This window comes from Burkholderia sp. 572 (assembly GCF_040545135.1).
Taxonomy (GTDB): domain Bacteria; phylum Pseudomonadota; class Gammaproteobacteria; order Burkholderiales; family Burkholderiaceae; genus Burkholderia; species Burkholderia cepacia.
Genome location: NZ_JBEPLH010000041.1, coordinates 17596 through 38117 on the forward strand (window position 1 = coordinate 17596; position 20522 = coordinate 38117).

18 protein-coding genes are annotated in these 20522 nt (G+C 69.4%); 11 read left to right on the forward strand and 7 right to left on the reverse strand.

The window, feature by feature from the left end; all coding sequences use genetic code 11:
• Positions 1 to 79 precede the first annotated feature (79 nt).
• Complete coding sequence (gene cysN, locus ABIC51_RS39420) at positions 80 to 1993, reverse strand: sulfate adenylyltransferase subunit CysN (RefSeq protein ID WP_175901682.1); 1914 nt, start codon at positions 1991 to 1993, stop codon at positions 80 to 82.
• The gene (gene cysD / locus ABIC51_RS39425; RefSeq protein WP_226129810.1) at positions 1993 to 2973 is read right to left on the reverse strand and encodes a sulfate adenylyltransferase subunit CysD; all 981 of its coding nucleotides are present in this window, start codon (positions 2971 to 2973) and stop codon (positions 1993 to 1995) included. Before cysD ends, cysN begins: the two co-directional genes overlap by 1 nt.
• Positions 2974 to 3103: 130 nt before the next feature.
• Here cysD and ABIC51_RS39430 point away from each other — a divergent pair, with 130 nt between their 5' ends.
• From ABIC51_RS39430 to ABIC51_RS39445, 4 genes are read left to right on the forward strand one after another with little or no spacing between them, the layout of a single operon-like run.
• Complete coding sequence (locus tag ABIC51_RS39430) at positions 3104 to 4213, forward strand: DUF1214 domain-containing protein (RefSeq protein ID WP_175901686.1); 1110 nt, start codon at positions 3104 to 3106, stop codon at positions 4211 to 4213.
• Positions 4210 to 5403, forward strand: coding sequence for a sulfotransferase family protein (locus ABIC51_RS39435; RefSeq protein WP_175901688.1), 1194 nt, complete (start codon positions 4210 to 4212; stop codon positions 5401 to 5403). The genes ABIC51_RS39430 and ABIC51_RS39435 overlap by 4 nt, the downstream gene beginning before the upstream one ends.
• Before the next feature lie 41 nt (positions 5404 to 5444).
• Positions 5445 to 6236, forward strand: a complete 792-nt coding sequence (locus ABIC51_RS39440) for an SDR family oxidoreductase (RefSeq protein ID WP_021162436.1) — start codon at positions 5445 to 5447, stop codon at positions 6234 to 6236.
• Between the two features lie 17 nt (positions 6237 to 6253).
• Entirely contained in the window at positions 6254 to 7234 is a 981-nt protein-coding gene (locus ABIC51_RS39445) for an acetyltransferase (RefSeq protein WP_175852525.1), read from the forward strand.
• A gap of 50 nt (positions 7235 to 7284) precedes the next feature.
• On the opposite strand, the gene ABIC51_RS39450 is transcribed toward ABIC51_RS39445, so the two are convergent.
• Positions 7285 to 7737 (reverse strand): nuclear transport factor 2 family protein, encoded by a 453-nt coding sequence (locus tag ABIC51_RS39450; protein WP_175901690.1) that lies wholly within the window; start codon positions 7735 to 7737, stop codon positions 7285 to 7287.
• Positions 7738 to 7750: 13 nt separating this feature from the next.
• Positions 7751 to 8230 (reverse strand): SRPBCC domain-containing protein, encoded by a 480-nt coding sequence (locus ABIC51_RS39455; RefSeq protein WP_175901692.1) that lies wholly within the window; start codon positions 8228 to 8230, stop codon positions 7751 to 7753.
• 359 nt (positions 8231 to 8589) lie between these two features.
• Here ABIC51_RS39455 and ABIC51_RS39460 point away from each other — a divergent pair, with 359 nt between their 5' ends.
• Positions 8590 to 10068, forward strand: coding sequence for a cryptochrome/photolyase family protein (locus ABIC51_RS39460; RefSeq protein WP_175901695.1), 1479 nt, complete (start codon positions 8590 to 8592; stop codon positions 10066 to 10068).
• Positions 10069 to 10203: 135 nt separating this feature from the next.
• Here the strand turns inward: ABIC51_RS39460 and ABIC51_RS39465 are convergent, their stop codons facing one another.
• Complete coding sequence (locus ABIC51_RS39465) at positions 10204 to 11436, reverse strand: MFS transporter (RefSeq protein ID WP_175901697.1); 1233 nt, start codon at positions 11434 to 11436, stop codon at positions 10204 to 10206.
• Between the two features lie 191 nt (positions 11437 to 11627).
• Positions 11628 to 12569: a LysR substrate-binding domain-containing protein gene (locus ABIC51_RS39470; RefSeq protein WP_175901699.1), complete on the reverse strand. Its 942-nt coding sequence runs from the start codon at positions 12567 to 12569 to the stop codon at positions 11628 to 11630.
• 202 nt (positions 12570 to 12771) lie between these two features.
• Here ABIC51_RS39470 and ABIC51_RS39475 point away from each other — a divergent pair, with 202 nt between their 5' ends.
• The gene (locus ABIC51_RS39475) at positions 12772 to 13812 is read left to right on the forward strand and encodes an alpha/beta hydrolase family protein (protein WP_175901701.1); all 1041 of its coding nucleotides are present in this window, start codon (positions 12772 to 12774) and stop codon (positions 13810 to 13812) included.
• Between the two features lie 183 nt (positions 13813 to 13995).
• A complete protein-coding gene (locus tag ABIC51_RS39480) occupies positions 13996 to 14751 on the forward strand; it encodes a 4'-phosphopantetheinyl transferase family protein (RefSeq protein ID WP_175901703.1) in 756 nt (251 codons plus the stop codon).
• 21 nt (positions 14752 to 14772) lie between these two features.
• Here ABIC51_RS39480 and ABIC51_RS39485 read toward each other — a convergent pair whose 3' ends face one another.
• Positions 14773 to 15705, reverse strand: coding sequence for a glutamate/aspartate ABC transporter substrate-binding protein (locus ABIC51_RS39485; RefSeq protein ID WP_175901705.1), 933 nt, complete (start codon positions 15703 to 15705; stop codon positions 14773 to 14775).
• A 213-nt stretch (positions 15706 to 15918) separates the two neighbouring features.
• Between ABIC51_RS39485 and hutH the strand changes: the two genes are divergently transcribed.
• The 4 genes from hutH to ABIC51_RS39505 are packed head-to-tail and all read left to right on the forward strand — an operon-like array spanning position 15919 to position 20522.
• Complete coding sequence (gene hutH / locus ABIC51_RS39490; RefSeq protein ID WP_027786934.1) at positions 15919 to 17442, forward strand: histidine ammonia-lyase; 1524 nt, start codon at positions 15919 to 15921, stop codon at positions 17440 to 17442.
• A 4-nt stretch (positions 17443 to 17446) separates the two neighbouring features.
• Positions 17447 to 18142, forward strand: a complete 696-nt coding sequence (gene hutC / locus ABIC51_RS39495; RefSeq protein WP_027786935.1) for a histidine utilization transcriptional repressor HutC — start codon at positions 17447 to 17449, stop codon at positions 18140 to 18142.
• 38 nt (positions 18143 to 18180) lie between these two features.
• Entirely contained in the window at positions 18181 to 19869 is a 1689-nt protein-coding gene (gene hutU / locus ABIC51_RS39500) for a urocanate hydratase (protein WP_027786936.1), read from the forward strand.
• Between the two features lie 2 nt (positions 19870 to 19871).
• Positions 19872 to 20522 (forward strand): HutD/Ves family protein, encoded by a 651-nt coding sequence (locus ABIC51_RS39505; RefSeq protein WP_175901707.1) that lies wholly within the window; start codon positions 19872 to 19874, stop codon positions 20520 to 20522.

Below are 20522 nucleotides of genomic sequence, written 5' to 3' on the forward strand. Positions count from 1 at the left end.
GGCCCGCGTCATCCGAACGGAGGAGGCGGCGCGCCCGGGCGGGCCGGCGGGCAACCGCCGGGCTGCCCGCCTGCGGCGCCTACGCCGCGCGCTCGCGCAGCAGGTAAGCGACGATGCGCCCGGCCGCTTCGTCGGGGGACTCGGCGACCGTATCGACGCGCAGTTCGGGTCGCGCGGGCGGCTCGTACGGCGAATCGATGCCCGTGAAATGCTTCAGCTCGCCGCGCCGCGCCTTCTTGTACAGGCCCTTCGGGTCGCGCTCCTCGGCAACCGCGAGCGGCGTGTCGACGAACACCTCGACGAACTCGTCGGGGCCGGCGAGCGCACGCGCCATCTCGCGTTCCGAGCGGAACGGCGAGATGAACGACACGAGCGTGATGAGCCCCGCGTCGAGCATCAGCCGCGCGACTTCGGCGACGCGCCGGATGTTCTCCACGCGATCGGCTTCGGTGAAGCCGAGATCGCGATTGAGCCCGTGCCGCACGTTGTCGCCGTCGAGCAGGTACGTGTGCTTGCCGAGCACGTGCAGCCGCTTCTCGACGAGGTTCGCGATCGTCGACTTGCCGGCGCCCGACAGCCCCGTCAGCCACACGATGCGCGGCGTCTGCGCCTTCTGCGCGGCACGCGCGGCGCGGTCGACGTCGACGGCCTGCCAGTGCACGTTGTGCGCGCGGCGCAGTGCGAAGTGCAGCATCCCGGCACCGACCGTGTCGTTGGTGAAGCGGTCGATCACGATGAAGCCGCCCGTGTGGCGGTTGCGGTCGTACGGATCGAACGCCACGGGCCGGTCGAAGCTCAGGTTGCACACGCCGATTTCGTTGAGCGCGAGCGTGCGCGCCGCGAGATGCTCGCGCGTGTTCACGTCGACCTTGTACTTCGGCGTCGCGCAGGTCGCGCCGACCGTCTGCGTGCCGAGTTTCACGAGATACGGGCGGCCGGGCAGCAGCGGCGCGTCGTGCATCCACACGAGCGTCGCCTCGAACTGGTCGGCCACCTCGGGCGGCGCATCCGCGCGCGCGATCATGTCGCCGCGGCTGATGTCGATCTCGTCGGCGAGCGTGAGCGTCACCGCGTCGCCGGCGCGCGCGATGTCGCTTTCGCCGCGTTGCGTGATCACCGACGCGACGCGGCTCTCCTTGCCGGACGGCAGCACGCGCACGCGCTCGCCGACGCGGATCTCGCCCGATGCGATGCTGCCCGCGTAGCCGCGGAAATTCAGGTGCGGGCGGTTGACCCACTGCACCGGCAGCCGGAACGGCTCGTCGCGCGTCACGCGCGCGGCGAGCGGCAGCGTGTCGAGATGCTGCATCAGCGTCGGGCCCGCGTACCACGGCATCCGCGTGCCCGGCGCGATCACGTTGTCGCCGCGCAGCGCCGACATCGGGATGCTGACGATCTCCGCCAGCCCGAGCTCGGCCGCGAACGCGCGATAGTCGGCGTCGATGCGCTCGAACACGGCCCGGTCGTAATCGACCAGGTCCATCTTGTTGATCGCGAGCACCACGCGCCTGATGCCGATCAGCGCGACGAGATGGCTATGACGGCGCGTCTGCGTGAGCACGCCCTTGCGCGCGTCGATCAGGATCACGGCGAGCTCGGCGGTCGACGCGCCGGTGATCATGTTGCGCGTGTACTGCTCGTGGCCGGGCGTGTCGGCGACGATGAACTTGCGGCGCGCGGTCGCGAAGAAGCGGTACGCGACGTCGATCGTGATCCCTTGCTCGCGCTCGGCCGACAGGCCGTCGACGAGCAGCGCGAAATCGAGCTCGCCGCCCTGCGTGCCGACTTTCTTCGAATCGGCTTCGAGCTGCGTGAGCTGGTCGTCGAACAGCATGTTCGATTCGTAGAGCAGGCGGCCGATCAGCGTGCTCTTGCCGTCGTCGACGCTGCCGCACGTGATGAAGCGCAGCAGGTCCTTCATCTGCGCATCGTCGGCGTGCATGTTGGGCGTTGCGTGCGTGGGCGCCTCGGGCGCGGTGAGAACGTGTGCCATCAGAAATATCCCTCCTGTTTCTTCTTTTCCATCGAGCCGGCCGAATCGCTGTCGATCAGGCGTCCTTGTCGTTCCGACGTGCGCGTCTCGCGCATTTCCCGAAGGATGTCGTCGAGCGAGCTCGCATCGCTGTCGATCGCGCCTGTCAGCGGATAGCAGCCGAGCGTGCGAAAGCGCACCTTGCGCATCTGCGGCGCTTCGCCGTGGCGCAGCGGCAGGCGTTCGTCGTCGGCCATGATCAGCGCGCCGTCGCGTTCGACGACGGGCCGTTCCTTCGCGAAGTAGAGCGGCACGATCGGGATGTCGTGAAGCTGGATGTACTGCCAGATGTCGAGTTCGGTCCAGTTCGAGATCGGGAACACGCGCAGGCTTTCGCCCTTGCGCTTGCGCGCGTTGTACAGCGACCAGAGTTCGGGGCGCTGGCGCTTCGGGTCCCAGCGGTGCTGCTCGGAGCGCAGCGACACGATGCGTTCTTTCGCGCGCGATTTCTCCTCGTCGCGGCGCGCGCCACCGAACGCGGCATCGAAGCCGTAATGATCGAGCGCCTGCTTGAGCCCCTGGGTCTTCCACACGTCGGTGTGCATGGCCGAGCCGTGCGTGAACGGATTGATGTCGTTCGCGATGCCGTCGGGGTTCACGTGCACGCGCAGGTCGAGGCCGAGGCGCGCGGCCGTCTCGTCGCGAAACGCAATCATCTCGCGGAATTTCCACGTCGTATCGACGTGCAGCAGCGGAAAGGGCGGCTTCGCCGGGTAGAACGCCTTCATCGCGAGATGCAGCATGACCGAGCTGTCCTTGCCGATCGAATACAGCATCACCGGGTTCTCGCTCTCGGCGACCACCTCGCGCATGATGTGGATGCTTTCGGCCTCCAGTCGCTCCAAGTGGGTCAACATCGTTCGTCTCCTTGTTTCATGCCGGCGCCGCGCGACATGTGCGGCGTTTCGTGCATGACGCCAACGGTATCGAGCGAGCGGCATGCCGCTCTTCGTCCGGGTGGACTAAACCGCGGCACGGCGGTGGAGCGGATCTTTCCTTAGTCCACCCGGACGAAGAGGTGCGCGACGGCGGCGCTTAAGGTGAGCGCTCGACCATCGGCGGAGACGACACATGACGGACGACACACGTGCCACGCAATTGCTTTCGGGCCAGACCTGGGCCGATTTCTGCGACACCCTGAAACGCAGCGGCGAGCAGATCCTGCGCGCCGAGGCGCCGGACGATCCGCTGACACGCGCGGAAGGCTTCCGTTACCTGAGCCGGCTGATGCGTATCGCGCTCGAAATGCACGTCGAATTCGCGGACGGCGCGTGGCCCGGCTTTTTCTCGCCGTCGCACGAGACCGCGAAGATCGGCGCCGACAATCCCGACAACCTGTACCAGTACGCGCGGCTCGACGGCCGTTGCGAATACCGCGTGACGGGGCGGCGCGGCACGGTGGCCTACCTGAGCTTCGGCACGCAGAAGGGCGGCTACGAGACCGACGGCAAGATGCTGCAGACGGGCTTTCTCGATGCGAAGCAGCTCGAGATCGCACCGGACGGCAGCTTCGAGATCGTGCTCGGCGGCACACCGCGCGCGGGCAACTGGGTACGCATGGAGCCGGGCACCAATGCGTTGCTGGTGCGACAGACATTCCTCGACCGGCGCGCGGAGACGCCCGCGCAACTGAAGATCGAACGCATCGGCGCGCACGATCGCCCGGCGCCGCTCGATCCGCTCGCGTTGCAGGGCGGCCTCACGCGCGCCGCGCAGTTCGTCGAGCAGACGGCGAAGCTGTTCGCCGACTGGGCCGCGGGCTACCGGTCGCACGTGAACGCGCTGCCGCCCGCCGACCAGGCGCTGTGCCAGTCGGTCGGCGGCGACCCGAACATCTACTACTACCACTCGTGCTGGGAACTGGCCGACGACGAGGCGCTCGTGATCGACGTCGACACGGTGCCCGACTGCGATTTCTGGAACGTGCAGCTCAACAACTACTGGATGGAGTCGCTCGACTACCGGCACTTCGATATCTGCGTGAACAAGCACGGCGCGCGACGGAATGCGGACGGTGGCGTGACGGTGGTCGTCGCGGCCGCGCGGCCGGGCGACGCGAACTGGCTCGATACGGCCGGGCATCGCACCGGCACGATCTGCTGGCGCTGGGTCGGCGCCGCGCAGCCGGTGCATCCGCGCACGCGGGTCGTGAAGCTCGCCGCGCTGAAGGAGGCCGCATGAACGCGCCGATCGACCTGATCCGCACGCGGCTCGACGCCGACGGACTGATCGCCGAGGCCGTGTCGCGCACGGGCGGGGTCACCGCGTTCGGCGACGGACCGTATCGCGAGGCGCTCGACGTGATGTGCGCGTCGCTGATCGACGAAGCGAAGCTGTCCGAACGCGGCGCGGCGATGATGCGCGAGAAGCTCGTCGGGCAACTCGTGAACCGGCTGGTCGTCGAGGATTACTTCCGGCGCCATCCGGAGATCGCGGACATCGCGATCGACGATCCGCTCGTGATCGTCGGCCTGCCGCGCACGGGTACGACGCTGTTGCAGCGGCTGCTGGCCGTCGATCCGCGCTTCCATACTGCCGCGTGGTGGGAAACCCGCTACCCGGCGCCGCTCGCGGGAGAGACGCTGGCCGAGCCGGCGGTGCGCATCGCCCGCGCGCAGGCCGAAGTCGCGACGATGATCGACTGCATTCCGCAGATCCTGACGATTCATCCGCTCGATGCGATGCTCGCCGACGAGGAGTTCATGCTGATGGAACACTCGTTCGTGTGCGCGATGGATTCGTACGCGAACGTGCCGCGCTATACGGCGTGGCTCGCGCGGCAGGATCTCACGCCGGTCTATACGTACCTGAAGCGGATGCTGCAGTTCCTGCAATGGCAGAAGGCACAGCGCGGGGTCGCGCCGGCCGCGCGCTGGCTGCTGAAGACGCCGCAGCACCTGCATGCGCTCGACGTGCTGTGCCGCGTGTTCCCGCGCGCGCAGGTCGTGCTCACGCACCGCGACCCGGCGCAGACGATTCCGTCGATGGCCAGCATGGCGCACACGCTGTGGCAGATGTATGCGGACGATCCCGATCCGCTTGCCGTCGGCGCGCAGTGGAACGCGGGGATGGCCCGCGCGATCGGTGCCGCAATGGCCGCGCGCGACGCGCTGCCGGCCGGCCGCTTCCTCGACGTGCGTTTCGAGGACACGGTGTCGAATCCGCTCGGCGTGGCCGAGGCCGTGTACGCGTTTGCCGGCCTGCCGCTCGATGCGCGGCGGCGCACGGCGATGACCGACTGGATGGCGCGCAACGGCCGCGACAAGCGTGCCGCGCACGACTATTCGATCGCGCGCTTCGGCTTCACCGATGCGCAGCTCGCGCGCGACTTCGCCGCGTATCGCGCGCGGCACCTGCGGGCGGCCGGCTGACGGCCCGGCTCGCGAGACCAACGACAACCAGGAGACAAGCCATGTTGCTGAAGGACAAGATCGTCGTGATTTCCGGGATCGGGCCGGGGCTCGGCGTGAAGCTCGCCGTCGAGGCCGCGCGCGAGGGCGCGTGCGGCGTGGTCGTCGCGGCGCGCACGACGGAAAAGCTCGACGACGCCGAAACGCGGATCCGTGCACTCGGCGTCGATTGCGACGTGCTGAAGGTGAAGACCGACATCACCGACCGCGCACAATGCCGGCAGCTCGCGACGCAGGCCGTCGAGCGCTTCGGCCGGATCGATGCGCTCGTGAACAGCGCATTCGTGCACGGCAGGTTTCCCGAACCGGTGGAGGACGCCGACCTCGACGGCTGGCGCGCGGTGTTCGACACCAACGTGTTCGGCACGATGGCGCTTACGCAGGAAGTCGTGCCGCACATGAAGCGGCACAAGCGCGGTGCGATCGTGATGATCAACACGCAGGCGACCCGCAAGCCGTTTGCAGGGGAAGGCGGCTACGCTGTATCGAAGGGGGCGCTCGCCGTTGCGGCAAAATACCTGGCGCGCGAACTCGGCGTGCACGGCATTCGCGCGAACAGCATCCACATGGGGTGGATGTGGGGCGTGCCGACCCGGACGTATTTCCGGCAGGCGGCGGCCGAATACGGGATGACGGAAGAGCAGGTCATCGCGCCGGTCGCGTCGAACATCGCGCTCGCGAAGCTGCCGACCGACGACGATTGCGCGCGCGCGGCGCTGTTCCTCGCGTCGGACTACGCGAACGCGGTGACGGGCGCGACGCTCGACGCAAATGGCGGCGATTTCATGCCCTGACGACGGAGCAAAGGATCATGCAGGACAACCACGACGAACGACACTTCCTTGCGTTCAACGGCGACGCGGACGGCCTGTGCGCGCTTCAGCAACTGCGGCTCGCGGAGGGCGTGCGCGGCACGCTCGTGACCGGCGTAAAGCGCGACATCAAGCTGCTCGAGCGGATCGATGCGCGCGCGGGCGACATCGTCACCGTGCTCGACGTGTCGCACGACCAGAATCGCGATGCCTGCGCGCGGCTGCTGCGCGCAGGCGCGACGGTCCGCTATTTCGACCATCACTTCGCGGGCGAGCTGCCCGACGATCCGCGCTTCGACGCGCATATCGACACGGCGGCCGACGTCTGCACGAGCGCGATCGTGAACCGTTATCTCGGCGGCCGGCACGTGCGCTGGGCGATCGTCGCGGCATTCGGCGACGAGCTGCCGGCGCTCGGCGACGCGCTCGCGCGCGAACACGGGATCGACGACGCGGCGCGCGACACGCTCGCCGAACTGGGCCTCTACCTGAACTACAACGCGTACGGCGAGTGTGTCGGCGATCTGCATTTCGACCCGGCGGCACTTGCCGATGCGATGCTGCCGTGCGTCGACCCGCTCGAGTTCGTGCGCGAGACCGCCGTGTTCGCCGCGCTGCGCGACGGCTACCGCGACGACATGGCACGGGCGTGCGCACTCGCGCCGCTGCGCGAGGTGCCCGGCGCGACGCTGGTCCGGATGCCCGATCATCCATGGGCGCGGCGCGCGACGGGCATGCTCGCGAACGAGCGAATGCGCAACGCGCCGCATGCGGCGCTCGCGGTGCTGTCGCCGCGCGCGGACGGCGGGCTCGTCGTCAGCGTGCGCGTGCCCGACGGCCGGCCGCTCGGCGCCGACGAGTTCTGTCGCGGCTTTCCGACCGGCGGCGGGCGCAAGCGCGCGGGCGGCATCAATCACCTGCCGGAAACCGAGTTCGACGCGTTCGCCGAGCGGTTCGAGGCGGCGTTCCGGCTCGATTGATGCGACGGCCCGCGACGCGTGCGCCTCGCGTGCGCCGGGTTGCGGCGCGATCAACCGGTCGCGCCCGCGAGCACGGCCGGCACGTTGTGGCCGTAGCAGCGCGCCTCGACACGCTCGGCGATGCGCCAGCCGAGCGCGGTACGCGCGAACCGGTCGACGTACCACAGCCCGAGAAACATCACCTGCGTGCCGCCGTCCGGCAGCGCGACTTCCATCGGATTGAAGCAGATCGTGCGGCCGCGCGCGGTGTCGCCGTCGAGCCGGATCGACAGGTTGCCGACCAGGTGCTGGTACTGCGGAAACCGCGGCAGCACGGTGCGCAGCCACGCCTTCACTTCCGGATAACGGCCTGCGATACCGCCCATCGCGCGATAGTCGATCGCCGCGTCGGGCGTGAACACCGCGTCGAGCGCGTCGAAGTCGCGCGTGTCGATCGCGGTCGAATACGCGACGATCAGTTCGCGGATGTCGTGATGGTCGGACAGCGTTTGCAGATCGGGCATCGGCGGCTCCCGGTCAGGCGCCGTTGCGCCGGCGTGCCGCATGGAGCGCTTCGGCGCGCCGCTTCACGTCGCGCGCGCACTGGTCGAAACCCTGTTTCACCCACGCACCGTGGTTCTGCATGATCGCGTCCGCGTTGATGCCGAGGAACTGGTCGGTCGTGAAATAACGGCAGCGTTCCGCGCCGATCGCGTCGATGTACTGGTCGCGGCGCGCGGCGTCCTTGTTGTCGTCGGTCGGGCGCTGCTCCCACGACAGCAGGCGTTCCGGTTCGCACGCGACGAGGATCTCGTCGACGGGAATCACGGTTTCCGTGCCGGGAATGCGCACCTGCATGTGCACGAAATCGCCGAGCCTGCCGGTCGTTTCGAAGCCGACGCAGAACGTGTTCCATTCGCCGTAGCACGGGAAGTCGGTCAGCACTTCCCAGACGACGGAGGCCGGTGCGTCGATGTCGACGGTGATCGAGGTGACGAGATTCGAGGGTTTGGTCATGGTGGCGTATCGGGTGAGTATCAGGTGAGTAGCGGGTGAGTAGCGGGTGAGGCCGCGCGCCCGGCCGGGCGCCGCAGCAGTCGGAAAGGTCCGCGCCGGCATCGGCCGGCGCGCGTGGCAGGGGCGGGACGCGCGGTGCCGGTAGCGGCCGGCACGTGCCGCGCGGCGTACCCGACATCGAGCGTAGGCCGGCGCATGCGGCGAAGAATCGTCGGAATGGACTAAGGCGTTTCACCGGGGGCGGCAGGCGGGCGCGACGGCCGTGACCGTCGTCGGTCCGCCGGCGCGCCGAACGTCGACACCGCGCGGCGCAGCCGCGACAATACGCGTCTCTTCCCGCTTTCGTCATCGAGGTGCCCGTGCCCGCCAAGTCGTCCGTTGCTCCCGCGATCGTCTGGTTCCGCGACGATCTGCGCGTGACCGACCAGCCCGCGCTGACGCGCGCGGTGGCGTCGGGCCGGCCGCTCGTATGCGTATTCGTCGACGACACGGGCGCCGGCGCCGGGCGCGCGCCCGGCGGCGCGGCGCGCTGGTGGCTGCACGGGTCGCTGGCCGGCCTCGACGCGGCGCTTGCGCGTCATGGCGGACGCCTGCTGCTGTTGCGCGGCGACGCGCCGCGCGAGATCGAACGCGTCGTGCACGACACGGGTGCGCAAGCGGTGTACTGGAACCGTCGTTACGCGCAACCGCAGCGCGACGCCGACGCGGCGCTGAAGGCGTCGCTCAAGGCGCGCGGCGTCACGGTCGAGAGCAGCAACGGCAGCCTGTTGAACGAGCCGTGGGAGGTGCTGACGGGCAGCGGCGGGCCGTACCAGGTGTTCACCGCGTACTGGCGCGCGGCGCGCCGCGATCGCGCGGTGGCCGCGCCGCTGCCCGAGCCCGAACGGATCGGGTTTCATCGCTGGCCGAAGGCCGTGAGCGACCGCGCGCTGGCGCTCGATGCGCTGGCGTTGCGTCCGCCGGCGCCGGATTGGGCCGGCGGCCTGCGCGACGCGTGGCCCGCGCCCGACGAAGGCGGCGCGCACGCGCAGCTCGACGCGTTTCTGACGACGTCGCTCGCCGATTACGCGGATGCGCGCGACCGTCCCGACCGGCCCGCGACGAGCCGGCTGTCGCCGTTCCTGCGCTTCGGCAACGTGTCGCCGCGACAGGTGTGGCACGCGGTGCAGGGCGCCGCGCAGGCCGGCGGCGCGGCATGCGCGGCGGGCGCCGACAAGTTCCTGAGCGAACTCGGCTGGCGTGAATTCAGCTACGCGCTGCTGTACCACTTTCCGGCACTCGCGACCGACAACTTCCGCGCGCAGTTCGATGCGATGCCGTGGCGCGACGATCCCGCCGCGCTGCGCGCGTGGCAGCGCGGGCTGACCGGCTATCCGCTCGTCGATGCGGGCCTGCGCGAACTGTGGACGACCGGCTGGATGCACAACCGCGTGCGGATGGTCGTCGCGTCGTTCCTGATCAAGCATCTGCTGATCGACTGGCGCGCGGGCGAAACGTGGTTCTGGGACACGCTGGTCGACGCCGATCCCGCGAACAACGCGGCGAGCTGGCAGTGGGTGGCCGGCTGCGGTGCCGACGCGGCGCCGTATTTCCGCATCTTCAATCCGGTCGCGCAGGGGCGGAAGTTCGACCCGGACGGTGCGTACGTGCGGCGCTGGGTGCCCGAGCTGACCGGCCTCGACGCCGCATCGATCCACGCGCCGTGGGAGGCCTCGCCGCTGGAGCTCGAAGCGGCAGGCGTGCGGCTCGGCGTCGACTATCCGGAACCGCTCGTCGAGCATGCGGCCGCGCGTGCCCGCGCGCTCGATGCGCTGGCTGCATTGCCGAAGCGCCGCTGACCGCCCGCTCCGGGTTGCCGCGTCAATTGCAGAACGCGGCGTGTTCGAGCAGCGCGTACGCGACGCCCGAATCGAAGTAGGCCGCGCCGCACCACGCGACGAACGCGAGCGTGCCGGCGGCCAGTGCCGCGCGGATCATGCCCACGCCGCGTTACCCGCTGCCGGACGCGCGACGCGCGCGTCGTTGATCGGCAGGTGCAGCAGCGCCGCGAGTACGCCGAGCGCGATCGAGCCGATCCACAGCGGCATGTACGAATGCGTCGCGTCGTACACGCGCGCACCGAGCCAGACACCGAAGAAGCTGCCGAGCTGGTGCCCGAAGAACACGAAGCCGAACAGCGTCGCGATGTAGCGCACGCCGAACACCTGCGAGATCACGCCGTTCGTCAGCGGCACGGTGCCGAGCCACGTGAACCCCATGACGGCCGCGAACACGTAGACGCTCGCGGGCGACAGCGGCGCGGCGACGAATACGGCCATCGTGAGCGCACGCACGAGGTACAGCACCGACAGCACGTACTTGCGCCGCAGCAGCCCGCCGAGATGGCCGCACGCATAGGTGCCGGCCACGTTGGTCAGCGCGATCAGCGCGAGCGCGACGCTCGCGTGGCGCGCCGGCAGCCCGTGATCCAGCAGGTACGCGGGAAGATGCGTCGCGATGAAGGCGAGCTGGAAGCCGCACGCGAAGAAGCCCGCGTTCAGCAGCCAGAAGCCGCGATGCGCGAACGCCTCGCGCACGGCTTCGCCGATCGACTGGTCGGGGCCGGCGGCGGCGCCGGCAACCTGCGCGGGCCGGTCGCGCAGCAGCACGGCGAGCGGCGCGAGCACCACCGCGACGAGCGCCAGTGCGATGAACGCATGCCGCCAGCCGATGCCGCCGATCAGTTCCTGCGCGACGGGCACCATGCAGAACTGGCCGAGCCCGCCGATCGCGCCTGCGACGCCGAGCGCCCAGCCGCGCCGGTCGGGCGGAAACAGGCGGCTCAGTGCGCCATAGATCGATGCGAACGCCGAGCCCGACAACGCGATGCCGATCACGAGCCCGGCACCGACCGTGAACATGCCGGTCGTCGCCGCATGCGCCATCGTGACGAGCCCGGCCGCATAGAGCAGCATCCCGGCGACGATCACGCGCAGCGACCCGAAACGATCGGCGATCATGCCCGTGAACGGCTGTGCGACGCCCCAGATCAGGTTCTGCAGCGCCAGCGCGAGCCCGAACGCTTCGCGCGACCAGCCGTGGTCGAGCGACACCGGCGCGAGGAACAGGCCCTGCACGTGGCGGATGCCGAGCGCGGCGCCCATGATCAGGCCGCCGGCCAGTACGGGCAGCCAGCGGCGGCGGACTTCCTGCTCGATCGGGGTCATGCGTGTCTCCGGAAGGGGGCGCGGCAAAACGGCCGCGCTCGATCCGATTAGACGATCGGGCCCGTCGACGCTCAAGCGATCATTCGGTCAGGTTGGCATGCGTGTGGGGAATGCGACGAAGGGCGCGCGGGATCGGGCGGGCAGGCCCGGCCGCGGCCGGCGGCATTCGCTGAACTGGCTTCGGCTCCGGCCTATGCCGACGCCGTATCGTGCGCACGCATCGCGATATCGCATTCGGCTGCTTCGGCGAGCATCCAGTCGCGGACTTCGGCGACTTCGCGGCGCGGTGCCGGATCGTGCTGGAACAGCCAGTAGCCGTAAGCCTCCGACAGCGCCTGCGTGTGCGGCCCGAGCACCGCGAGCCGCCCGTCCGCGAGCATCGGCGCGACGAGCGCGAGCCGCCCGAGCGCGACGCCCTGGCCCGCGATCGCGGCCTGGATCACCTGGTCGTACTGGTTGAAGCGCAGCACGCCTTTCGGGCGCGCGTCGCCGAGCCCGGCCGCGAGCAGGTGCGTGCGCCATTGCAGTTGCGGCTGCGGCGGCCCGTCGAATTCGAGCAGGACGTGGTCGGCGATCGCGGCCGCGTTCGTGACGGGCCGCGCGGCGAGCGCGGGATGGGCGACCGGCACGACGATCTCGTCGAACAGGTGCAGCGCGCCGGCCGGCGCGCGCTCGCGCGGGCAATAGCGGATGCCGAGGTCGATGCCTTCGGCGCGCAAATCGAGTACCTTGTCGTTCGCGGCGACGCGCAGGTCGATCTCCGGCAGGCGCGCCTGCAGCCGCCCGAGCCGCGGCAGCAACCACAGCGCGGTGACGCCGATGCTCGCGGTGATCGTGACGGGCTGGCGCTCGCGTGCGGCGGCGAGCGACGCGACGGTGTCCTGCAGGCCGTGCAGGGCCGCATCGGCGACGCGAAACAGCCGCTCGCCTTCCGGCGTGAACGCGATCTTCCGGTAGCCGCGCTGCAGCAGCGCGACGCCGAGATGCGCTTCGAGCGCGTGCACCTGGCGGCTGACCGCCGATTGCGTGACGCACAGATCCTGCGCGGCGAGCGTGATGCTCATGCGGCGGCCGACGGCGACGAAACCGCGGACGAGGTCGAGCGACGGGAGACGGACGAGTGGCGTTGACATGCGCGTGACTCATGCGAACGGAGCAGCAAGATTGGTTGAGAACGCGGGGCGCGTCAAGTTCAATGGAGGCTGGCGCGGGGAGCGCGGGGCTGACCGCGAGGCATGGGGTTCGGGTAAGCGCTGAAGCGGCAACTCGGACCGACCGCGAAGCATGGGGTCCGAGTAAGCGCTAAAGCGCTAACTCGGACCGACAGGAGACTCGATGACGATTTCGAACGAAAGCAGCGGGACGACGCAGGGCAGCCGTGCGGCAGGCGCATTGCCGCCCGAGCCCGTGACGCTGCGCGCGGCCGACGGCTACGAATTGCGCGGCCATGTATGGCGCCATCGCGGCGGCAGCGCCGCGCGGCCCGTGACGGTCATCAATTGCGCGACATCGGTGCGTTGCGACTACTACTTTCGTTTCGCGGCCTGGTTGTTCTCACAGGGGCGCGACGTGCTCGTCTACGACTATCGCGGCATCGGCGGGTCGCGCCCGGCGCAGCTCGCGAAGCTGCGCGCGAACTGGCTCGACTGGGGGCGGCTCGATTGCGACGCCGCGCTGCGGTATGCGCGCGACGCGTTTCCGGGCCAGCCGATCGACGTGGTCGCGCACAGCATCGGCGGGTTCGCGCTCGGGCTCGCGGCATCGAACGCACACGTGCGGCACGCGGTGACGGTCGGCGCGCAGTACGCGTACTGGCGCGATTACCTGCCGGCCGAACGGCGGCGCATGTGGTGGAAGTGGCATGTTGCGATGCCGCTGCTCGCGGCCGTGTTCGGCTACGTGCCCGCGAAGCGGCTCGGCTGGATGGAGGACACGCCGCGCGGCGTCGCGTTGTCGTGGGTGCGCTCGCAGGCGCGCTTCGAGGATGGTTATACGCGCGGCCTGCTCGCCGAACCCGCCGCAAGCCGCGCCGCGTTGCCCATCCGCTTCGCGGGACTGTCGGCGCCGATGCTCGCGATCGGCCTCGACGACGACGGGTTCGGCACGGTCGAGGCGATCGAGCGGCTGGTCGGCTACTACACGGGCAGCGACGTCACGCATCTGCGGATCGCGCCGGCCGACATCGGCGTCGATGCGATCGGCCATTTCGCGTTTTTCCACAGCCGCTTCACCGACACGCTGTGGCCGCTCGCGTTGTACTGGCTGCAGCACGGCGTGCTGCCGGCCGATGCGCCGGGCCACGTGCATGCGCTTCACCCGGCGTCGCGCGGGCGAGGGGCGGGCAGCGGCGTGCCGGGTGTCGCCGCGAACGGGTGAGGCGCGGCGGCTGCACGATGCGTCGCGGGCATGGCGTGCTGCCGCGCGCGGCCTTCGCATGCGGCACATGAAGCCGCCCCGATTCGATGCGGCCGCGGCGAGTCGCACACGGGCCGGTTCGTGCGCCGGCGCGATCGATTAACATCGGGCGTTTCCTTTCACGGCACAGGCTGCTGCGCACCGATGTCCATTCCGTCCGACTCCGCTTCTCCGGCCGATACCGCACGCGCTTGGCGCGTGCACGCGCTCGATGTGCCGCCCGCCGCGGTCCGCGCGGGTGTGCGGGCCGTGCGTATCGATTTCGACTGGAGCGTGCCGCTCGCGTCGCCGGCCTATGCGGCGCTGTGCGATGACGAGCGCGCGCGCGCCGCGCGCTTCATGCGTCACGAGGATGCGGTACGCAGCGCCGCGACGCGTGCCGCGCTGCGCGACGTGCTCGGCGCGGCGCTCGGTGTCGCGCCGCATGCGGTCGCGATCGTCGTCGACGCATCGGGGCGGCCGTCGCCGGCCCCCGCGCATCGGACGTCACTCGATTTCAACGTGTCGCATGCGGGCGATCACGCATTGCTCGCGTGGGCGCCCGCGGGCCGCGTCGGTGTCGATATCGAGTGCTGCGACCGCGCGGCCGACTGGCGTGCGCTCACACGCGAAGTCTGCGCGCCCGCCGAGGCTGCGTGGCTCGACAGCGTGCCGCCCGCCGCGCGCGCGGCGGCGTTCATGCGCGTGTGGGCGGCGAAGGAAGCGCTGCTCAAGGCGCTCGGCACCGGCATCGTCGGCGGGTTGCGAGCGTTCGCGGTCGTGCCGCCGCGCGATGTCGCGACCCCTGCGACGACGATCGTCGAGTCGGCCGCGCCCGCCGCCGGCGTCGCGGCGTTCGACGCGGCGTGGCTCGACGCGGCGCCCGGCTACGCGGCGTGCATCGCGTGGACGCGTGCGTGAGCCGGCGTCCACGCGCGGCGCTCATTCGAGCGGCGCGTCGTTCGGTGCCGCGTAGCGCGCCTTGATCACGTCGCTCATCGGGAAGTCGAACGCGAGCCCCTTCGGCGGCACCGGCTTCATGAACCACCTGTCGTACAGCGCATCGATCTCGCCGCGCTTCATCGACTGCACGAGCACGCCGTCGACGAGCGCCTTGAACTGCGGATCGTCCTTGCGCAGCATGAACCCGTAGGCCTCCGACGACTGCGGCGTGCCGACGATCTGCCAGTCGGCCGGCTTCGCGGCGAGCTGGCGCACGCCCGCGAGCAGCACGTCGTCCATCATGTACGCGGCCGCGCGGCCCGATTCGAGCGTGAGGCGTCCTTCGCCGTAGTCCTTCGCGCTGATGATCTGCATGTTCATCTTCCTTTCCTCGTTCATCCTGCGCAGCAGGCGCTCGGACGTCGTGCCCTGGTTCGTCACGACCGTCTTGCCGGCGAGGTCGGGGAAGTCGCGGATGCCCGATCGCGTGCGCGTGAGCAGGCGCGTCGTCGCGACGAAGAAGGTGGTCGAGAACGCGACCTGCGCGTGACGCGCCGCAAGGTTCGTGGTGACGCCGCATTCGAGATCGACGGTGCCGTTCTGCACGAGCGGGATGCGGTTCTGCGACGTGACGGGGATGAAGCGCACCTGCAGGTCGGGCTTGCCGACGCGCGCCTTCACGGCGGCGATCACGCGGTCGCACAGGTCCTGCGAGAAGCCGATGACCTTGCCGTTCGCGTCGACGTAGGAGAACGGCACCGACGTTTCGCGGTGGCCGATCGAGATCAGGTTGCTTTGCCGGATCTTCTCGAGCGTGCCGGCGAGCGGCTCCGCGGCGAACGAGGCGCCGCATGCGAGTGCGCACGCGGCGAAGAGCAGGGGGCGGCCGAACCGGGCGATGAACCGGGCGATGAACCGGGGCGGGATGGGCATGACGGGCTCCGTGGCGAGTGGTGATTCGTATGTTGCCAAATAAAAAATAATTGCAACATATGTTAAGAGCCGGATCCCGCCGACCGGTCCGGCGGGCCACACCGGGCATCAGGGAAACTCCCGAGTCGAAATCGGTGAAAAACGGGTTGTCTAGACAAGTTCGGGTGGCTACACTTCAAACCACTCCGAACTTGTCTAGACAGGATTGCTCACATGATTACGTTGACCCCCGGCCACCTGACCCTCCCGCAACTGCGCCAGATCGCACGCGAATCCGTTCAGCTGGCGCTCGATCCGGCCAGCTTCGCGAAGATCGACGCCGGCGCGAAGGCCGTCGCCGACATCGCCGCGAAGGGCGAGCCGGCCTACGGCATCAACACGGGCTTCGGCCGCCTGGCGAGCACGCACATCCCGCACGACCAGCTCGAACTGCTGCAGAAGAACCTCGTGCTGTCGCACGCGGTCGGCGTCGGCGAGCCGATGGCACGTTCGTCGGTGCGCCTGCTGATGGCGCTGAAGCTGTCGAGCCTCGGCCGCGGCCACTCGGGCATCCGCCGCGAAGTGATGGACGCGCTGATCAAGCTGTTCAACGCGGACGTGCTGCCGCTGATCCCGGTGAAGGGCTCGGTCGGCGCGTCGGGCGACCTCGCGCCGCTCGCGCACATGTCGGCCGTGCTGCTGGGCGTCGGCGAAGTGTTCATCCGCGGCGAGCGGGCGAGCGCGCTCGACGGCCTGCGCGTCGCGGGCCTCGCGCCGCTGACGCTGCAGGCGAAGGAAGGCCTCGCGCTGCTGAACGGCACGCAGGCATCCACCGCGCTCGCGCTCGACAACATGTTCGCGATCGAAGACCTGTACCGCACCGCGCTCGTCGCGGGCGCGCTGTCGGTCGACGCGGCTGCCGGCTCGGTGAAGCCGTTCGACGCACGCATTCATGAACTGCGCGGCCATCAAGGCCAGATCGACGCGGCAGCGTCGTATCGCGAGCTGCTCGAAGGCTCGCCGATCAACCAGTCGCACCGCGATTGCGACAAGGTGCAGGACCCGTACAGCCTGCGCTGCCAGCCGCAGGTGATGGGCGCGTGCCTGGACCAGATGCGTCACGCGGCCGACGTGCTGCTGATCGAAGCGAACGCCGTGTCGGACAACCCGCTGATCTTCCCGGATACCGGCGAAGTGCTGTCGGGCGGCAACTTCCACGCCGAGCCCGTCGCGTTCGCGGCCGACAACCTCGCACTGGCCGCATCGGAAATCGGCGCACTGGCCGAACGCCGCATCGCGCTGCTGATCGACGCGACGCTGTCGGGCCTGCCCCCGTTCCTCGTGCGGGACGGCGGCGTGAACTCGGGCTTCATGATCGCCCACGTGACGGCCGCCGCACTCGCATCGGAAAACAAGACGCTCGCGCACCCGGCGTCGGTCGACTCGCTGCCGACCTCGGCGAACCAGGAAGACCACGTGTCGATGGCGACGTTCGCCGCACGCAAGCTCGCCGACATCGCAGACAACACGAAGCACATCCTCGCGATCGAACTGCTGGCCGCCGCGCAAGGCGTCGACCTGCGCGCGCCGCACCACACGAGCCCGAAGCTCGCGCCGGTGATGGAAACGATTCGCGGCAAGGTCGCGCACTACGAGCTCGACCACTACTTCGCACCGGACATCGCGGTGATCGCGAAGCTGGTCGGCGAGCGTGCGTTCGCGAAGGTCGCGCCGTTCTCGTTCGCGTCGGAACAGTAAGCCCATGAGCGCGCCGGTCTACCAGGAGATCAAGGATTTCATCCTGGCCCGCATCCACGCAGGCGAGTGGGAGGAGGGCGACCAGGTGCCGTCCGAGAACGAGCTGGCGCGCGAGTTCAAGGTGGCGCGCATGACCGTCAACCGCGCGCTGCGCGAGTTGACGGCCGAGCAGGTACTCACGCGCATGAAGGGCGCGGGCACCTACGTCGCGCGGCCGAAGTACGAGTCGACGCTGGTGGCGATCCGCAGCATCTCGGAGGAGGTCGGCGCGCGCGGGCATGCGTATCGCGCGAGCGTGCTCGGCCTCGACACGATCCGCGCCGACGAGGTGCTCGCCGACGAGATGCAGGTAGCCGTGCGCACGAAGCTGTTTCATTCGCAGGTGCTGCATTTCGAGAACGACGAGCCGGTGCAGCTCGAAGAGCGGTGGGTGAATCCGGCGGTCGCGCCGGATTACGCCGAGCAGGATTTCACGAACACGACGCCGAACCTGTACCTGATGCGCGCGGCTCCGCTGCAGCGCGTCGAGTACCGGATCGAAGCGGCGGCCCCGGCGCCGGAGCGGCGCGAGCAGCTGCGGATGGACGACGTCGAGCCGTGTCTGGTTTTACATCGGCGCACCTGGTCGCAGGGCGTCGTCGCCTCGGTGGCGAATCTGTGGCATCCCGGCAGCCGTTATCGCTTCACCGGGCATTTCTGATTCCTATTTGATATTCATTTCCCTCGGGAGCAGTCGTCATGAACCATCCGAAACACATCGATCCCCGTCTCGATCCGACGCGCACGATCCGCGCGCCGCGCGGCAGCGAGAAAGTCTGCAAGACCTGGCTGGCCGAAGCGGCCTACCGGATGATCCAGAACAACCTCGACCCGGAAGTCGCCGAGCATCCGCATGCGCTTGTCGTGTACGGCGGCATCGGCCGCGCGGCGCGCAACTGGGAATGCTACGACCAGATTCTCGCGTCGCTGAAGGATCTCGAGGAAAACGAAACGCTGCTGATCCAGTCGGGCAAGCCGGTCGGTGTGTTCCGCACGCACAAGGATGCGCCGCGCGTGCTGCTGGCCAACTCGAACCTCGTGCCGCACTGGGCGAACTGGGACCACTTCCACGAGCTCGACCGCAAGGGCCTGATGATGTACGGCCAGATGACGGCCGGCAGCTGGATCTACATCGGCAGCCAGGGCATCGTTCAGGGCACCTATGAAACGTTCTTCTCGGTCGCGAACCAGCACTTCAACGGCGATCCGTCGGGCCGCTGGATCCTGACGGGCGGCCTCGGCGGCATGGGCGGCGCGCAGCCGCTGGCCGCGACGATGGCCGGCTTCTCGATGATCGCGGTCGAATGCGACGAGACGCGCATCGACTTCCGCCTGAAGACGCGCTACGTCGACAAGAAGGCGACGACGCTCGACGAGGCGCTCGGCATGATCGAGGAAGCGAAGCGCACCGGCAAGCCGGTGTCGGTCGGCCTGCTCGGCAACGCGGCCGACGTGTTCGCGGAACTCGTCACGCGCGGCATCACGCCGGATTGCGTGACCGACCAGACGAGCGCGCACGACCCGATCAACGGCTACCTGCCGCAAGGCTGGACCGTCGCGCAATGGCGCGAAGCGCAGAAGGTCGATCCGCAGAGCATCGTGAAGGTCGCGAAGCAGTCGATGGCCGTCCAGGTGCGCGCGATGCTGGCGCTGCAGGAGCGCGGCGCGGCGACGCTCGACTACGGCAACAACATCCGCCAGATGGCGCTGGAAATGGGTGTCGAGAACGCGTTCGACTTCCCGGGCTTCGTGCCGGCCTATATCCGCCCGCTGTTCTGCGAAGGCAAGGGCCCGTTCCGCTGGGTCGCGCTGTCGGGCGATCCGGAAGACATCTACAAGACCGACCAGAAGGTGAAGGAGCTGATCCCCGACGATCCGCACCTGCACAACTGGCTCGACATGGCACGTGAGCGCATCGCGTTCCAGGGCCTGCCGGCGCGGATCTGCTGGGTCGGCGTGAAGGATCGCTATCGCCTCGGCCAGGCGTTCAACGAGATGGTCAAGAACGGCGAACTGAAGGCCCCGATCGTGATCGGCCGCGATCACCTCGACACCGGTTCGGTCGCGAGCCCGAACCGCGAGACGGAATCGATGAAGGACGGTTCCGACGCCGTGAGCGACTGGCCGCTGCTGAACGCGCTGCTGAATACGGCAGGCGGCGCATCGTGGGTGTCGCTGCACCATGGCGGTGGCGTCGGCATGGGCTTCTCGCAGCACTCGGGCGTCGTGATCGTCGCCGACGGTACCGCCGAAGCGCACGAGCGTCTCGGCCGCGTGCTGCTGAACGACCCGGCGACGGGCGTGATGCGCCATGCGGATGCCGGCTACGAACTCGCGCAGCAGACGGCCCGCGAAGCCGGCCTGAAGCTGCCGATGCTCGGCCGCTGAGCATGACGGCGCTCCACCAGGCGCCGGCGAACGCGACGCTGGCCGCCGCGGTGATCCGCGCAGCGGATCTCGTCGCGTCGCCATGGAAGAACGGCGGCGGCGTGACGCGCGAAATCGCGGCGTTTTCCCCCACGGGGACTTCCTTCGGGGCGCCGCCGGGCGCCGCGCTCGACGCGTTCGCGTGGCGCGTGAGCGTCGCGGACGTCGGCACGGACGGCCCGTTCTCGCGTTTCGACGGCGTCGACCGCACGCTCGTGCTGCTGTCCGGCGCGGGCATGACGCTCGCCGAGGAAGGCGGCGCAGGCCACGTGCTCGACGCACCGCTGGCCCGCGCGGATTTCGCGGGCGAGGCGGCGATCGACGCGACGCTGCACGACGGCGCGACGCGCGACTTCAACCTGATGACGCGCCGTTCGGCCGCGCGCGGCACGCTCGACGTGTGGCGCGCAGGCGCGCACCGCATCGGGCACGCCGATACCGTGCTGTTGTTTTGCGCGACCGGCGAGGTCGCCGTTGAAATCGACGGCACGCGCTACACATTGGAAGAAATGGACACGTTGCGGCTCGACGGGCCGCGGCGTGCGTTTGACGTCGTCGTGAGCGGTAGCGGCGCGTTGCTCGCCGTGTCGCTCGCCATCGGCGAACGAGACTGA

Coding starts and splice junctions, on each gene's coding strand:
- ABIC51_RS39470 (WP_175901699.1), bottom strand. CDS start 12,569: ATGTCAACGCCACTCGTCCGTCTCCCGTCGCTCGACCTCGTCCGCGGT.
- ABIC51_RS39465 (WP_175901697.1), bottom strand. CDS start 11,436: ATGACCCCGATCGAGCAGGAAGTCCGCCGCCGCTGGCTGCCCGTACTG.
- ABIC51_RS39455 (WP_175901692.1), bottom strand. CDS start 8,230: ATGACCAAACCCTCGAATCTCGTCACCTCGATCACCGTCGACATCGAC.
- ABIC51_RS39430 (WP_175901686.1), top strand. CDS start 3,104: ATGACGGACGACACACGTGCCACGCAATTGCTTTCGGGCCAGACCTGG.
- ABIC51_RS39485 (WP_175901705.1), bottom strand. CDS start 15,705: ATGCCCATCCCGCCCCGGTTCATCGCCCGGTTCATCGCCCGGTTCGGC.
- hutU (WP_027786936.1), top strand. CDS start 18,181: ATGAACCATCCGAAACACATCGATCCCCGTCTCGATCCGACGCGCACG.
- cysN (WP_175901682.1), bottom strand. CDS start 1,993: ATGGCACACGTTCTCACCGCGCCCGAGGCGCCCACGCACGCAACGCCC.
- ABIC51_RS39480 (WP_175901703.1), top strand. CDS start 13,996: ATGTCCATTCCGTCCGACTCCGCTTCTCCGGCCGATACCGCACGCGCT.
- ABIC51_RS39435 (WP_175901688.1), top strand. CDS start 4,210: ATGAACGCGCCGATCGACCTGATCCGCACGCGGCTCGACGCCGACGGA.
- ABIC51_RS39450 (WP_175901690.1), bottom strand. CDS start 7,737: ATGCCCGATCTGCAAACGCTGTCCGACCATCACGACATCCGCGAACTG.
- hutH (WP_027786934.1), top strand. CDS start 15,919: ATGATTACGTTGACCCCCGGCCACCTGACCCTCCCGCAACTGCGCCAG.
- cysD (WP_226129810.1), bottom strand. CDS start 2,973: ATGCCGCTCGCTCGATACCGTTGGCGTCATGCACGAAACGCCGCACAT.
- ABIC51_RS39440 (WP_021162436.1), top strand. CDS start 5,445: ATGTTGCTGAAGGACAAGATCGTCGTGATTTCCGGGATCGGGCCGGGG.
- hutC (WP_027786935.1), top strand. CDS start 17,447: ATGAGCGCGCCGGTCTACCAGGAGATCAAGGATTTCATCCTGGCCCGC.
- ABIC51_RS39445 (WP_175852525.1), top strand. CDS start 6,254: ATGCAGGACAACCACGACGAACGACACTTCCTTGCGTTCAACGGCGAC.
- ABIC51_RS39475 (WP_175901701.1), top strand. CDS start 12,772: ATGACGATTTCGAACGAAAGCAGCGGGACGACGCAGGGCAGCCGTGCG.
- ABIC51_RS39505 (WP_175901707.1), top strand. CDS start 19,872: ATGACGGCGCTCCACCAGGCGCCGGCGAACGCGACGCTGGCCGCCGCG.